A 13,909-nucleotide genomic window follows, 5' to 3' on the forward strand; every position below is an offset into this window, starting at 1 on the left:
AGTTAAAGATTACGCGAGTTGTCTAATTCTTTTGAATTATATCGGATTGCAGTTAACCGTACATGAGCGATAGTCTCATATTATCGTTCAATTTATGCCAAAGGCCGTCTGAAGATTTTCAGACGGCCTTTGTTGCTATTCGGCTTAACTTTAAGGATAAGCGATATAAGCGTAAGCGGAATGGTTGTGTATCGATTCGAAGTTTTCGCTTTCGACGACGAATGATTCGATGCGTTTGTCGGCTATTAACACCGTGGCCACATCACGAACCATGTCTTCGACAAACTTCGGATTTTCGTATGCTTTTTCCGTTACATACTTTTCGTCAGGGCGTTTGAGCAAGCCGTAGAGCTGGCAGCTTGCCTGTGCTTCAACGTAATCGATGATTTCTTCAATGCCTACATCCGCATTCGCAATCAGACTGACCGTCACATGCGAACGTTGGTTGTGCGCGCCGTATTGGGAAATTTCTTTGGAACACGGACACAAGGAAGTAACCGGAACCATCACTTTCAGGCTGTGGCTGTATGTACCGTTTTTAATTTCGCCGGTCAGGGTAACATCATAGTCGAGCAGCGATTGGATGCCGGAGACCGGCGCGCTTTTCTTGCGGAAAAACGGGAAGGAAACGCTGATTTTGCCGGAATGCGAATCCAGCAGGGCAACCATGTCGGCAGTCAGCTTGTGCAGCGTATCGAAATCCAAAGCATCGGTTTGTTTTTCCATCAGGGCGACAAAGCGCGACATATGCGTGCCTTTTTGGTCAGCAGGCAGGAAAACCGTCATGGTCAGGCGGGCGACGGTGGATTGTTCGCCTTCTTTGCTTTTGAGGGAAATCGGAAAGCGCAGGTCTTTGATGCCGACCTGATTAATCGGCAGGTTGCGTAAATCGCGGCTGGATTGCACGTCTGCAATGGCGTTCATGCGTGGTATGTCCTTCATGATAGGATTGTTGAGATGCGTGTAGGGGAATCGGCTCGTGTCGGCCGATTTGCAAATGCGAGATTATATCACTTGCTTTATCCGCCTGCATTGATTGTTTCTATTTTTCAGATAGTGATAAAATCTTCGATTATTCACATCTACATAGGCAGAGACCAAATGAAATTCGCCACGAAAGCCATCCATTCCAGCTACGATTGCGACGAACACAACCGCGCGCTGATGCCGCCGATTTATCAAAACAGTATGTTTGCGCTGCACGAAATCGGCGAGCAGGTTCCTTACCGCTATTCGCGCCTGAGCAACCCGACCCGCCAAGTCTTGGAAGATACCGTTGCCGATTTGGAGCACGGTGCGGCCGGTTTTGCGTTTTCCAGCGGTATGGCGGGGATTGATGCCGTGTGGCGCACATTCTTGCAACCTGGCGATACCATTGTTGCCGTCGCCGATATTTACGGCGGCGCTTATGATTTATTGGTTGATGTTTATCAAAAATGGGGGGTGAACGTTGTTTTTGCCGATTTGAGCAATCCCGACAATTTGGACGAGCTGCTCAAAGCGCACAATGTCAAACTGGTTTGGCTGGAAACGCCGTCCAATCCGCTTTTGCGCTTGGTAGACATCAAAGCGCTTGCCGAAAAAGCCAAAGCGGCCGGTGCGCTGGTCGGCATCGACAACACCTTTGCCACGCCGTATCTGCAACAGCCGTTGGATATGGGTTGCGATTTTGTGTTCCATTCTGCTACCAAATATTTGTGCGGCCATTCCGACGTATTGATGGGCATTGTTGTAGCCAAAACCAAAGAGCTGGCACAGCCTTTGCACGACATGATGGTGCATACAGGCGCGATTGCAGGTCCGATGGACTGCTGGCTGGTGTTGCGCGGCATCAAAACGCTGGCTCTGCGTATGAACGCCCATTGCCAAAACGCACTCGAAATCGCGCGCCGTTTGGAAGCTCATCCTGCCATTGAAAAAGTGTTCTATCCCGGCCTGCCGTCGCACGAACATTACGAACTTGCCCAAGCACAAATGCCCAAAGGCATTGGCGGCGTGGTTACGGTTTATCTCAAAAACGACACGCGTGAAGCGGCAAACAGCGTGATTAAAAACATGAAACTGGTCAAAATGGCTTCCAGCCTCGGCGGCGTGGAAAGTTTGGTCAACCATTGCTATTCCCAATCCCACAGCGGCGTGCCGCATGATGTGAAAATGGAAATGGGCATCAAAGTCGGCCTGCTGCGTTTCTCTGTCGGTATTGAAGATGTGGACGATATTTGGAACGATATTTCCAAAGCATTGGATACGACTTTGTAAATAAGGCTTAAAGGCCGTCTGAAGGTGGATAGTTTTTCAGACGGCCTTTAGCAATAAATTAGGAATGGATATGAAAACATTATTCGGTGCATTGATGAGTATGGTAGTTTTGGCAGCTTGTACATCTCCTTCAGCGTCTCAGGCTGAACAAACCTCTAAAGCGCAGGTACAAACTCAGCAAACGGCTCAGCCTACTTTAGCCGCCAAATGGCGTGTTGTCGCTTTCAATAAATTCACCGAAAAAGATTTAGCCGGTACTGATGCCTATCTGGATTTAAGCGAGATGCCTAAGGCGTATGGCAAGATGGGTTGCAACGGTATGATGTTCCAAGCCAATACGATTGGTTCGGACAAAATTGATTTTGGCCATATTGCGGTAAGCATGATGCTGTGTGAAGACATGAAGCTGGAAGATGCGTTTTTGCGCAAACAAAGTGTATGGAACTATCGTTTTGACGGTAACGATTTGATTTTGGAACAAAAAGGCATCAGTATCCGTTTGCGCCGTGAATAATCTTAAAGGCCGTCTGAAAATAAATATTTCAGACGGCCTTTTGAATCTTTATAATAAGCCCTATTTGAAACTGATACCGAATATCAAGGAAACCTATTATGGCAGCTTCTCCAGAAGCCAAGTTTACCGAAGAAAAAGTCTTGTGGATCAAACACCATACGCCTAAGCTGATGACTTTTGCCATCAGCCGCCCTGAATCCTACCGTTTTTCGGCAGGGCAGTTTTCGCGGCTCGGGTTTCGCGACGGCGAGGGCTTTATTTGGCGCGCGTATTCTGTCGTTTCTGCCGAATACGCCGATACGCTTGAGTATTTCGCGGTGTTAATCGAAGGCGGCCCGATGTCGGCGCGTTTTGCTGCAATGAAAGAGGGCGATACCATTTTGCTGGATAAAACGGCTACCGGTTTCCTCTTGCCCGAGCGTTTCCCCGACGGCAAAGATTTGGTCATGCTCTGCACGGGTTCCGGCATTGCGCCTTTCCTCTCCATTATCGAGCAACCTGAAATCTGGCAGCGTTTCGACCGTTTGGTCTTGGCGCATTCCGTCTCTTATGCCGACGAATTGATTTTCAACCAACGCCTTGCCGATTTGAAAGAGCATCCGCTGATTGAAGAATATTTCCATAAATTCACTTTTGTTCCGGTTACCACGCGTGAGGAAACGGAAGGCGCATTGAGCGGCAAGCGGATTCCCGAATTGTTGAAGAATGGCGGTTTGGAAGCAAAAATCGGCTTTAAGTTTACCAAGGCCGATACGCGCTTTATGGTTTGCGGCAATCCGGCAATGGTCAAAGACACTTTCCAAGCCCTGATGGATTTGGGCTATGCCATGCACCGCAACCGCATCCCCGGCGAAATCATGATGGAAAATGGTTTTTAACAGATAAATGGTCAAAGGCCGTCTGAACATTTCAGACGGCCTTCAATATTAAATATAAACCGAAAAACAGAGAAAATATGAATATCAAACAATTGATCCAAGCCTTGCCCAAAGCCGAGCTGCACGTCCATATCGAAGGGACGTTCGAGCCGGAATTGATGTTTGAAATCGCCAAGCGCAACCACATAGCGATTCCTTATGAAAATGTCGATGCGGTACGGCAGGCTTATGATTTTCACAATTTGCAGTCGTTTTTGGATATTTATTATGCCGGTGCCGGCGTATTGCTGCACGAAGCGGATTTTTACGATTTGACCCGCGCGTATCTTGAGCGTTGCCGCGAAGACAATGTCGTGCATACGGAAATATTTTTCGATCCGCAAACCCATACTGCGCGAGGCGTGGCGTTTGAAACCGTGATTAACGGCATTGTCCGCGCCTGCCGTGAAGCCGGGCAGCAATGGGGTATAAGTACGCGTTTGGTTATGTGTTTCCTGCGGCATTTGTCGGAAGAAAGCGCATTTGAAACCTTAAATCAGGCTTTGCCTTATAAAGAACACATCATCGGCGTAGGCTTGGATTCGAGCGAGTTGGGGCATCCGCCGTCCAAGTTCGAGCGCGTGTTTGCGCAGGCGCGGGCGGAGGGTTTGTTGACGGTAGCGCATGCCGGAGAAGAAGGCCCGCCGGAATATGTTTACGAGGCTTTGGACTTGCTGCATGTCCGCCGTATTGATCATGGCGTACGGGCAGAAGAAGACGAGGCATTGATGACGCGTTTGATTAAAGAACAAATGCCGTTGACCGTTTGCCCGTTGAGCAATTTGAAATTACAAGTATTTCCCGAGATGGTAAAACACAATTTGCGCCGTATGTTGCAACGCGGCGTGTTGGTAACCGTCAATTCCGATGATCCGGCGTATTTCGGCGGCTATATGAACCGAAATTTTGTAGCGCTTGCCGAGGCTTTGGATTTGAGTGCGGAAGAAATCAAAACCTTGTGCGCCAATTCGTTCCGCGCTTCGTTTTTGAGCGAGGCGGAAAAGGAAGAATGGATACGGAAGATTGAAGGTTTTGATGTTGAATCATGATAAAAGGCCGTCTGAAAAAGTTTCAGACGGCCTTTTATCATGGCGGTTAATAGTCAACTTTGATTTTGGGCGTTTCCTGCGCGGCTTTGTATTCTTCTTCCAATTCAAAGCGCAGCGGATACAAATTCAATTTTTCCATCAGCAGGCGGTCGCCGTCTTCATCCGGATTGCCCGTAGTCAGCAGCTTGTCGCCATAGAAAATCGAGTTTGCACCAGCCATGAAACACATGGCCTGCATGGATTCCGGCATATTGCTGCGGCCTGCGGAGAGGCGGACGTAACTGTGCGGCATGGTAATGCGTGCGACGGCGATGGTACGGACAAATTCCGTCCAGTCCAAATCTTCGGCATCGGCCAGCGGCGTGCCTTCCACTTTGACCAACTGGTTAATCGGCACGCTTTCGGGCTGCGGGTCGAGGTTGGCAAGGCTGGCAATCAGGCCTGCGCGTTCGGCGCGGGTTTCGTTCATGCCGACGATGCCGCCGCAGCAGATTTTCAAACCGGCATTGCGGACTTTGCCCAAAGTATCCATGCGGTCTTCATGTTTGCGGGTGTGGATGATGTCGTTGTAGCGGTCGGGGTCGGTGTCGAGGTTGTGGTTGTAGTAGTCCAGACCGGCTTTTTTGAAGTCTTCCGCCATGCCGTCTTCGAGCATGCCGAAGGTGCCGCACACTTCCATGCCCAAGCTTTTCACCGCGCTAATGATTTCGGAAACGACAGCCACGTCTTTAGGCTTAGGGCCGCGCCATGCCGCGCCCATGCAGAAACGGCTGGCGCCGCGCGATTGGGCAATTTTGGCTTTTTCGACGATTTCGTCCACATCCATCATCTGCTCTTTGCCCAGATTGGTGTTGTGGTGTGCCGATTGCGGGCAGTAGGCGCAGTCTTCGGGGCAGCCGCCGGTTTTGATGGAGAGCAGGGTGGAAAGTTGGATTTCGCGCGGATTGAAGTTTTGGCGGTGGATTTCGGCGGCTTGGAAAACGAGGTCGAGGAAAGGCAGTCCGAATAAAGCCTCGACATCGCATTTTTTCCAATAACGCGCAGTCGGATGCGGCTTGCGCTCGGTTTGACGGCGCAAGGCTACGGGAGATACGGTCATAATGTGTTCTTTCGTGTTTACAGCGGCGCAGTGTCGCTGACGGCTTGACTGCCGGCGCAATGACGGCAGCAGCAGGTTTGAAATCAATATAAAAGGCCGTCTGAAACGGCGCAGCAAGTGTAACGCTTTTGATAATGTAGGGCAAATGTTTCAGACGGCCTGAAATATGGTCTGCCCGGGTTTGCTATAATCGCATTTTTAATTTTTCCGTTTTCTTATGAACGCGCTCAAAGCCTTCTCCGTACTCGGCCCAACCGCCGGCGGTAAAACCGCGCTGGCCTTAAATATTGCCCAATTTTTGCCGGTGGAAATCATCAGTTTGGATTCCGCGCTGGTGTATCGCGGCATGGACATTGGTACGGCCAAGCCGACTGCCGAAGAGCTTGCCGCCGTACCGCATCATTTGATTGATATTATCTCGCCGCTGGAAAGTTACAGCGCGGCGGATTTTGTCGGCGACTGCGTGCGCTTGGTGAACGAAATACATGCGCGCGGTCGCTATCCGCTGATTGTCGGCGGCACGATGATGTATTTCCACGCGCTGACGGAAGGTTTGAACGATTTACCCGGCGCGGATGCGGCGGTGCGCGCACAGCTTCAGGCGGAAAAGAACGAACACGGTCTGGCAGGCCTGTATCGCCGTTTGCAGGAAGTTGATCCGATTACGGCAGGCCGTCTGAAAGCCAATGACAGCCAGCGCATTGAGCGCGCTTTGGAAGTCTATCTTTTGACCGGCAAGCCTTTGAGCGAACATTTTACAGAGCAGAAACAGGCTGCGCCTTTATTGGATTTATGCACGGTTGCCCTGATTCCCGAAGACCGCCATTTGTTACACCGCCAAATCGAAAAACGCTTTTTGAGTATGTTGGAACACGGTTTCCTCGATGAAATGCACGCCTTACGCCGTGATTATCCTCAGCTGCATGCCGATATGCCGTCTATGCGCTGCGTGGGCTACCGTCAGGCTTGGGATTATCTCGAAGGTGAAACCAATTATGACATCTTTGTCGAAAAAGGCATTGTCGCCACACGCCAGCTTGCCAAACGCCAGTTGACCTGGTTGCGGAAAATTCCTTTGGCGCACACGCTAGACCCTTACGCAGACAGCGATTATGTTCAGACGGCCTTAGCCTTGGCGCGTCGGCATTTTCAGGAATAATCCATGCTGACCACGCTACCACTTGCGCCTAAGACGTTGGCCGCGCTAAAAAAATTGGGTATTCGTACACTGGAAGATTTGCAAAAAATCGGCGCAGTCCGCGCATTTCTATTGCTGAAAGCATCGGGTTTGACCGTAACCAAAAGCACCTTGTGGCAACTGGATGCGTTGGTTTCAGGTGTGGATGTCCGGCATATTTCCGAGGAGAGAAAGACTGAGCTGGGCGAAGCATTAAAAAACCATCCGCCTGTTGCCGTTTTCCCTTCGCAAAACGATATGGAAGCCTTTATGCGGCTGGCAATAGAACAGGCCAGACAATCGGCGGCATTGGGCGAAGTGCCCGTTGGCGCGGTCATCGTATATCAAGGTGAGGCAATCGCAGCGGCACACAATACCTGCATTGGTGACCATAATGTCAGCCACCATGCCGAAATCAACGCGCTTGCTGCCGCCGGCAAAGCCTTGCAAAACTACCGCTTGGAAGATTGCGATGTGTACATCACCCTAGAACCTTGCACCATGTGCGCCTCTGCCTTGATACAGGCACGGGTCGGGCGCGTGATTTATGGTGCGGCCGAACCCAAAACCGGTGCGGCAGGCAGCGTGGTTGATTTGTTTGCCGACAAACGTCTGAACAAGCATACCGCAATTTTGGGCGGCATATTGGCAGAAGAATGCCAAAGCGTATTGCAGGATTTCTTTGCGGCCAAACGGAAGGCTGTCTGAATTTCAGACGGCCTGTCAGCAAAAATACTTTATTTTAAATTTTTGGATTTCCCATGTCAGTCAATCATTACGAAAATTTCCCAGTCGGCTCCATTGTGCTACCGCGCCGTTTGCGCAAGCCGGTTCACGCCGTTTACGCTTTTGCACGGACGGCGGACGATATTGCCGACGAAGGCAATGCCGAAGCAGCCGAACGCTTGCACCAACTGGACGAACTGAAGGCAGAGTTAGACCGCATTGCACAAGGCGGAAAACCGCAAACGGCTTTGATGCAGCGTTTATATAACGAAGCTATTGTGCCGTTTCAATTGCCGTTGCAGCCGTTTTATGATTTGCTGGCGGCGTTTAGTCAGGATGTGGTCAAAACCCGTTATGAAAACTTTGGTGAATTGATTGCCTATTGCCGCTTGTCCGCCAATCCGGTGGGGCGCATTATGCTGCATTTGTACGGTCAAACCGATGAAGTGAGCATGGCGCAAAGCGACGGCATTTGCACTGCCTTGCAGCTGATTAATTTCTGGCAGGACGTGGCGGTGGATTGGCACAAAGGGCGCGTGTACATTCCTCAGGAAGATTTGCAGAAGTTCAAAGTCAGTGAAGAACAGATTGCGGCCGGCAAAGCCGACTTCGCCTTTCAACGATTGATGGCGCATGAGTGCCAACGTGCCTTTCAAATGCTGAAGGCCGGCTCGCCGTTGGGTAAAACCCTCAAAGGACGAATCGGTTTTGAGCTGCGCATGATTATTGTCGGCGGCCAGTTGATTTTGCAGAAGTTGGACGGTTGCAAATATGACGTGTTTAACCAGCGGCCGCTGTTGGATAAGAAAGACTGGATGATTATCATCAAGCGGGCTTTGATGAAGAAATAAAAAAAGGCCGTCTGAAATGGATGTTTCAGACGGCCTTGATGTTTTTCGATTAGCGGTTTTTCAAACGGTTGATGCGGTTGTCCAAAGAAGGATGGGTACTGAACCAAGAGTCTTTGGCTTCGCTGGCAATACCCATTGCGGTCATGGTTTGCGGCAAATCGCTGGGGTTGCCTTTCAAGCGTTTCAGGGCGGCAATCATTTTCGGCGCGCCCACCAGTTTTGCAGCGCCCGCATCGGCGCGGTATTCTCGTTGGCGGCTGAACCACATCACGATGATGCTGGCGAGGAAGCCGAATACGATCTGCAAGACCATGCTGACCATGAAATATGTACCTTGCGACGTACTGCCGTCATTGTTGCGCGCCACCATGCTGGAAACGATACGCGCCAAGAAGACGACGAAAGTATTTACAATACCTTGAATCAGCGTCAGCGTTACCATATCGCCGTTGCCGACGTGCGCCATTTCATGCGCCAAAACGGCTTCGACTTCATCGCGGGTCATGTGATCGAGCAGGCCGGTGCTGACAGCGACGAGCGAGCTGTTTTTGGTCGCGCCGGTTGCAAAGGCGTTAGGCTCGGGAGAGTCGTAAATGGCTACTTCCGGAGTTTTCAGATTCCATTGGCGGGCTTGCGCTTCAACAGTTGCCAACAGCCAAGCTTCTTCTTCGCTTTGGGGCTGGTCGATGACGACGGCGCCGACCGAATGTTTGGCGATGGATTTCGACATCAGCAGGGAGACAATCGAGCCGCTGAAGCCGACGACTGCGGAATAAGCCAACAGGCTGCCGACTTGGTCGGTACTGTTGATGCCCAAGATGGCCAAAATAACACGGATGACAACCAGAACTGCGATATTGGTCGCGATAAATAAGAAAATGCGTTTCACCGATTATTCCTTTTTAGTGTGGTTTGTGAGGTGATTTTTATATGGGCGCATTGTCTCAAAAACTCTATAGAGAGGAAACAGCGCAATAGGCAAAGGTATGCAAATTCAAAGCAATTGAAGCAAAGGCCGTCTGAAAAAGCAGGATTTATGATTAAAAACAGCTTTTCAAACGGCCTGATTGCAAACAGATATTATTTTCCGAATTCTTTCAGCCAGTCTCGCGCTACCAAAAATTGATTTAATGCGGCTTCTGGAGAACCTTCTTCCGGCGCATATTGATACTCAAAGCGTACCAAAGGCGGCATGGACATCAAAATGCTTTCCGTACGACCGCCGCTTTGCAGGCCGAACAGCGTGCCTCTGTCCCAAACCAAGTTAAATTCCACATAGCGTCCGCGGCGGTAGAGTTGGAAATCTCGTTCACATTCTCCATAAGGCGTGTTTTTGCGTTTTGCCACAATCGGCAGATACGCTGCGATATAGCCTTCCCCGACTGCCTTGATAAAATTCAAGCAGGTATCGAAATCCCAGCGGTTTAAATCGTCAAAAAACAGGCCGCCCACACCGCGTGTTTCGTTACGGTGTTTCAAATAGAAATATTCGTCACACCATTGTTTGAATTCAGGATAAACCGATTCGCCAAATGGCGCGCATACGTCCCGAGCCACTGTGTGCCAATGCACGATATCTTCTTCAAAAGGATAAAACGGCGTCAAATCAAAGCCGCCGCCGAACCACCAAACCGGCTCGGCATTTTCAGGATAGGCAATAAAAAAGCGCACATTGGCATGGCTGGTCGGAACATAAGGATTTTTCGGATGAATGACCAGCGACACACCCATGGCTTCAAACGCCGCGCCTGCTAATTCAGGACGATGGGCCGTAGCAGAAGCCGGCATTTGGGTTCCCTTTACATGCGAGAAATTCACACCTGCCTGCTCGAATACTGCGCCGTTTTTCAATACGCGGGTTTCGCCGATACCCAGTTTCCCCGTCCATGCTTCATGCACAAATTTGGCTTCGCCATCTTCTTGCTCCAGCGCGGCGCAGATTTGGTTTTGCAGGGTTTTGAGAAGGGTTAGAACGGATTCTGTGTGCATGATATATCCTTGATGGTTTGTACTTACAAAATGACAGGGCGGAAGATGATTTAAGTTGTTGAAACTGTGTGTTATCTTTCTATTGCTTTGTTATGGGTAAATTTTTGCATGGGCCTATCTTGCAATCAAGCTTTACTCATCAGCAATAGATTGAAAGGTATCGATGATGTTGCGATACCTTTCAGACGGCCTTGATTTATTCAGTAAAAAAGGTATGTGCGCCCAAATAGTTTTTGGCGTAAAACGGGGTGGAAAGTTTTTCGGTTTTGATGGTTTTGCCGCTGCTGGGGGCGTGGATGAATTCGCCGTTGCCGATGTAGAGACCGACATGGGAATATTTGTGTGCGCCGCCGGTATTGAAAAAGACAAGATCGCCGGCTTTTAATTTGCCGTCGGGAATTTTTCGGCTGGCTGCAGCCATATCGCGCGCGGTGCGTGGCAGATTGACATTGAGGGCGTTTTTATAGACGAATTGGATCATGCCGCTGCAGTCAAAGCCTGTGGCTGTGGTGCTGCCGCCCCATTTGTAGGGTGTGCCGATCAGGCCCATGCTGTGAAGCATCAATTCCTGCGAACCTTGTGTGCGGTCAATATGGGAAATGCGGACAGGTTGGACTTTTCTGGCGGTTGTTTGCGGCTTGTGGGATTTGTGTTTGCCGGTGGTGCCGCAAGAGGCCAACAATAGGCAGGCGGTACAAACAAATAGGGTTTTGCAGATGAGTCGAGACATGATGAATTCCTCCGGCCGCATGATTTATGTTTTCAGACGGCCTCTATAATAATCCTTCTATGGGCAGGATGGACAGGATTTTTGAAGTAACCCGTTTCCAGAATTTGGCTTCTGGTTCTTGTGCGTAAGTTCGTTTTTCGCTTGGGTCATACCAGTATAGTTTATTGTAATTGCCAAGCGTTACCTGATAGGCGTAGTTTGGGGTGGTCGTAACGAGGGTGCGCTGCATTTGGCCTGCGATTTCGGGACTTTCGATGACGACACCCATTTCGGTATTGAGCCGTGCGGAGCGTGGGTCGAGGTTGAATGAGCCGATGAAAATGCGTTTCTCGTCCACGATGAATGTTTTGGCATGCAAGCTGGTGGCGGAGCTACCGGTCAAGCCGCGGTCTTTGGAAGTCGGAACGGCGTGGTTTGGCTGGAGCTCGTAAAGTTTGACACCGGCTTTAAGCAAGGGCTTGCGGTATTTGACGTAGCCGGAATGGACGGCGGCAACGTCGGTCGCCTGTAGGGAGTTGGTCAGGACGGTAACGTCCACGCCGTTGTGAATCAGCTTTTCTATGGCCTTAACGCCCGATTTTGTGGGTACAAAATAAGGGGAGACAAGGTAAACGCTTTTTTCAGGTTGCTTGAGGGCGTCTTGCAGGCGTTCGGAAATAGGCGGTTTGTGCCGGTCGCGGTCTAAGCCTTTAGCCGGGTCATCGCTGATCAGGCGTGTGCTGACACTTTGCCACTCCATAAGGTTGCTCTGCATTTTTTGATAGAGGTTGGAGTGTTCGATGCTTTGACGGTAGCGGATGAGCGTTTGATTTTTATCTTGGTCGGTGTAATCAAGCTCTGCCAATCCTTTTTGCAGGTTTCCTCGTTTGATGATGCTTGTTGCGTTATAAGCGGAATGGCTTGCCCAATAGCGGTCGAAGTCTTGGGAAACTTCGGTTACGACGCGGCCTGTGGCGAGGATATCGAGGTCGGCAAAGATGGTATCGTCGTTAACCTTAAAATATTCGTCGCCGATATTGCGTCCGCCCAAAATGGTGGCACGGTTGTCGGCGGTAAACGATTTGTTGTGCATCCGGCGGTTAAGTCGCGGAAAGTCGGTAACATAGCCGAGTGCACGCCATTTTCTGAAAATAAAGGGATTAAACAGACGGACTTCAATATTGGGATGATTGTCGAGTGCCAACAGGAGATCATCCATGCCGTTGGTGTTGTTGTCGTCCAGTAATAAACGCACACGGACGCCGCGTTCGGCCGCGCGATGAATCAGGTTGAACAAAAGCTTGCCGGAGATGTCGTTGTGCCAGATATAGTACTGCAAATCGAGGGTATGGTCGGCGGATTCAATCAGGGCGGCACGGGCGACAAAGGCTTCATGGGCATCGTTCAGCAGATAGATATGGGAAATATCGGCCTTGGAGGGGGTAGAAGGAATACCTAAAGCGCTGTCCAGTCGCGGCGTTGAAGGGATGTCAAGATAACTGCTTTGGGTGCGTTCATCCAATGAAGGCAAAAACGCGGCGCACCCACCCAATAGCAGGATATAAAGAAAGGGAAGATGAAATTTCATGGGGAACCGGTACAAACAATCCCTACCTAAATGACATTTAGGCAGGGATTGAATTGAAATTAGGTTGCTTGAATCAGCTTAGAAGGCAACATAACTTGCCGGATTGACCGGTTTGCCGTTTTGACGGATTTCAAAGTGCAATTGGGTACGAGATGCATCGGTATTACCCATGTGCGCAATGGTTTGACCGCGTTTCACGGTTTGGTTTTCATTAACCAGCAGGCGTTGGTTGTGGCCGTATGCACTCAAGAATGAGGAGTTGTGTTGGATGATGACCAAGTTGCCGTAACCGCGCAAGCCTGAGCCTGCGTAAACGACTTTACCGTCTGCCGCTGCAACAACAGGCTGGCCTTGCGTACCGGCGATATCTACACCTTTATTGCTGCCGCCGAAGTTGGCGATAACGTTACCGGTAGTCGGACGTTGCCATGTGATGCCGCTGACGTTGCGGCTGCTGCCGGTAGACACGGTTGGTGTATTGGCAGGAGTGCTTGGAGCCGGAGCAGTGGTTGTCGTTGTTGGAGTAGAAGGTTTACTTGCAGAAGCTGCAGGTGCAACGTAGCCTTCAGGTTTCACGCGCAGGGTTTGACCAATGCTGATGGTGTTGTCGGCCAGGTTATTCCATGCACGCAGATTGTCTTGGGTAATGTTGTAGCGTTTGGAGATGTTGTAAACGGTATCACCACGAACAACAGTATGTGTCGCTGCATTAATATCAACAGGCGCATAAGAAGGCGTGTAAGTGCCGGTGCTGCCGCTGTTGTACGTTGGAGCAGGTGTACTTGTCGGCGGAGTGTATGGAGCATCTGCCGCTGGGCTGGTGTTGGTATTGTAAGGCGCTGCACCGTAAGGATTGTCAGCGGTAGAGCCTGTTGTTGAACCACCGCTTTGCGTGCCGACGACTACAGGAGCCGGTTGTTGGCTGGCACAGGCTGCAAGTAATAAAACCAAAGCTGCCGATCCGGCATAAGATACACTTTTTTTCAACATGTTAATGACTTTCGTATTCGGGTAATTGTTCTCGTCGGGGC

14 protein-coding genes are annotated in these 13,909 nt (G+C 50.3%); 7 read left to right on the forward strand and 7 right to left on the reverse strand.

The window, feature by feature from the left end; genetic code table 11:
- Positions 1-150: 150 nt before the first annotated feature.
- Positions 151-924 (reverse strand): GTP cyclohydrolase FolE2, encoded by a 774-nt coding sequence (folE2, locus tag KCG54_RS04765; protein ID WP_003685690.1) that lies wholly within the window; start codon positions 922-924, stop codon positions 151-153.
- Between the two features lie 177 nt (positions 925-1,101).
- On the opposite strand from folE2, the gene KCG54_RS04770 reads away from it, so the two are divergent.
- The 4 genes from KCG54_RS04770 (at position 1,102) to KCG54_RS04785 (ending at position 4,739) form a co-directional block, all read left to right on the forward strand.
- Entirely contained in the window at positions 1,102-2,259 is a 1,158-nt protein-coding gene (locus KCG54_RS04770; protein WP_188211964.1) for a trans-sulfuration enzyme family protein, read from the forward strand.
- A gap of 70 nt (positions 2,260-2,329) precedes the next feature.
- Entirely contained in the window at positions 2,330-2,773 is a 444-nt protein-coding gene (locus KCG54_RS04775) for an META domain-containing protein (protein WP_188211965.1), read from the forward strand.
- Positions 2,774-2,871: 98 nt separating this feature from the next.
- Positions 2,872-3,651: a ferredoxin--NADP reductase gene (locus tag KCG54_RS04780; protein ID WP_049322251.1), complete on the forward strand. Its 780-nt coding sequence runs from the start codon at positions 2,872-2,874 to the stop codon at positions 3,649-3,651.
- Positions 3,652-3,728: 77 nt separating this feature from the next.
- A complete protein-coding gene (locus KCG54_RS04785; protein WP_254324815.1) occupies positions 3,729-4,739 on the forward strand; it encodes an adenosine deaminase in 1,011 nt (336 codons plus the stop codon).
- Positions 4,740-4,785: 46 nt separating this feature from the next.
- Here KCG54_RS04785 and bioB read toward each other — a convergent pair whose 3' ends face one another.
- Positions 4,786-5,838, reverse strand: a complete 1,053-nt coding sequence (gene bioB, locus KCG54_RS04790) for a biotin synthase BioB (protein WP_188211967.1) — start codon at positions 5,836-5,838, stop codon at positions 4,786-4,788.
- Positions 5,839-6,055: 217 nt separating this feature from the next.
- Here bioB and miaA point away from each other — a divergent pair, with 217 nt between their 5' ends.
- From miaA to hpnC, 3 genes are read left to right on the forward strand one after another with little or no spacing between them, the layout of a single operon-like run.
- A complete protein-coding gene (gene miaA, locus KCG54_RS04795) occupies positions 6,056-6,997 on the forward strand; it encodes a tRNA (adenosine(37)-N6)-dimethylallyltransferase MiaA (RefSeq protein WP_254324816.1) in 942 nt (313 codons plus the stop codon).
- Positions 6,998-7,000: 3 nt separating this feature from the next.
- Positions 7,001-7,723, forward strand: coding sequence for a tRNA adenosine(34) deaminase TadA (gene tadA / locus KCG54_RS04800; RefSeq protein ID WP_254324817.1), 723 nt, complete (start codon positions 7,001-7,003; stop codon positions 7,721-7,723).
- A gap of 53 nt (positions 7,724-7,776) precedes the next feature.
- A complete protein-coding gene (gene hpnC, locus KCG54_RS04805) occupies positions 7,777-8,592 on the forward strand; it encodes a squalene synthase HpnC (protein WP_254324818.1) in 816 nt (271 codons plus the stop codon).
- A gap of 49 nt (positions 8,593-8,641) precedes the next feature.
- Here hpnC and htpX read toward each other — a convergent pair whose 3' ends face one another.
- The 5 genes from htpX to KCG54_RS04830 form a co-directional block, all read right to left on the reverse strand.
- Complete coding sequence (htpX, locus tag KCG54_RS04810; protein WP_254324819.1) at positions 8,642-9,481, reverse strand: protease HtpX; 840 nt, start codon at positions 9,479-9,481, stop codon at positions 8,642-8,644.
- A 191-nt stretch (positions 9,482-9,672) separates the two neighbouring features.
- Positions 9,673-10,581 carry an oxygen-dependent coproporphyrinogen oxidase gene (gene hemF / locus KCG54_RS04815; protein ID WP_254324820.1) on the reverse strand — a complete coding sequence of 303 codons (909 nt, stop codon included), beginning with the start codon at positions 10,579-10,581 and terminating at the stop codon, positions 9,673-9,675.
- 196 nt (positions 10,582-10,777) lie between these two features.
- Positions 10,778-11,311, reverse strand: coding sequence for a C40 family peptidase (locus KCG54_RS04820; protein WP_254324821.1), 534 nt, complete (start codon positions 11,309-11,311; stop codon positions 10,778-10,780).
- A gap of 43 nt (positions 11,312-11,354) precedes the next feature.
- A complete protein-coding gene (locus KCG54_RS04825; RefSeq protein WP_254324822.1) occupies positions 11,355-12,878 on the reverse strand; it encodes a phospholipase D family protein in 1,524 nt (507 codons plus the stop codon).
- Positions 12,879-12,956: 78 nt separating this feature from the next.
- A complete protein-coding gene (locus tag KCG54_RS04830; RefSeq protein ID WP_254324823.1) occupies positions 12,957-13,868 on the reverse strand; it encodes a peptidoglycan DD-metalloendopeptidase family protein in 912 nt (303 codons plus the stop codon).
- Positions 13,869-13,909 lie beyond the last annotated feature (41 nt).

The sequence above is a fragment of the Neisseria subflava genome, assembly GCF_024205705.1.
GTDB lineage: Bacteria > Pseudomonadota > Gammaproteobacteria > Burkholderiales > Neisseriaceae > Neisseria > Neisseria subflava_D.

Coding starts and splice junctions, on each gene's coding strand:
- KCG54_RS04785 (WP_254324815.1), top strand. CDS start 3,729: ATGAATATCAAACAATTGATCCAAGCCTTGCCCAAAGCCGAGCTGCAC.
- tadA (WP_254324817.1), top strand. CDS start 7,001: ATGCTGACCACGCTACCACTTGCGCCTAAGACGTTGGCCGCGCTAAAA.
- KCG54_RS04770 (WP_188211964.1), top strand. CDS start 1,102: ATGAAATTCGCCACGAAAGCCATCCATTCCAGCTACGATTGCGACGAA.
- hpnC (WP_254324818.1), top strand. CDS start 7,777: ATGTCAGTCAATCATTACGAAAATTTCCCAGTCGGCTCCATTGTGCTA.
- KCG54_RS04780 (WP_049322251.1), top strand. CDS start 2,872: ATGGCAGCTTCTCCAGAAGCCAAGTTTACCGAAGAAAAAGTCTTGTGG.
- KCG54_RS04820 (WP_254324821.1), bottom strand. CDS start 11,311: ATGTCTCGACTCATCTGCAAAACCCTATTTGTTTGTACCGCCTGCCTA.
- KCG54_RS04775 (WP_188211965.1), top strand. CDS start 2,330: ATGAAAACATTATTCGGTGCATTGATGAGTATGGTAGTTTTGGCAGCT.
- KCG54_RS04825 (WP_254324822.1), bottom strand. CDS start 12,878: ATGAAATTTCATCTTCCCTTTCTTTATATCCTGCTATTGGGTGGGTGC.
- bioB (WP_188211967.1), bottom strand. CDS start 5,838: ATGACCGTATCTCCCGTAGCCTTGCGCCGTCAAACCGAGCGCAAGCCG.
- hemF (WP_254324820.1), bottom strand. CDS start 10,581: ATGCACACAGAATCCGTTCTAACCCTTCTCAAAACCCTGCAAAACCAA.
- miaA (WP_254324816.1), top strand. CDS start 6,056: ATGAACGCGCTCAAAGCCTTCTCCGTACTCGGCCCAACCGCCGGCGGT.
- folE2 (WP_003685690.1), bottom strand. CDS start 924: ATGAACGCCATTGCAGACGTGCAATCCAGCCGCGATTTACGCAACCTG.
- KCG54_RS04830 (WP_254324823.1), bottom strand. CDS start 13,868: ATGTTGAAAAAAAGTGTATCTTATGCCGGATCGGCAGCTTTGGTTTTA.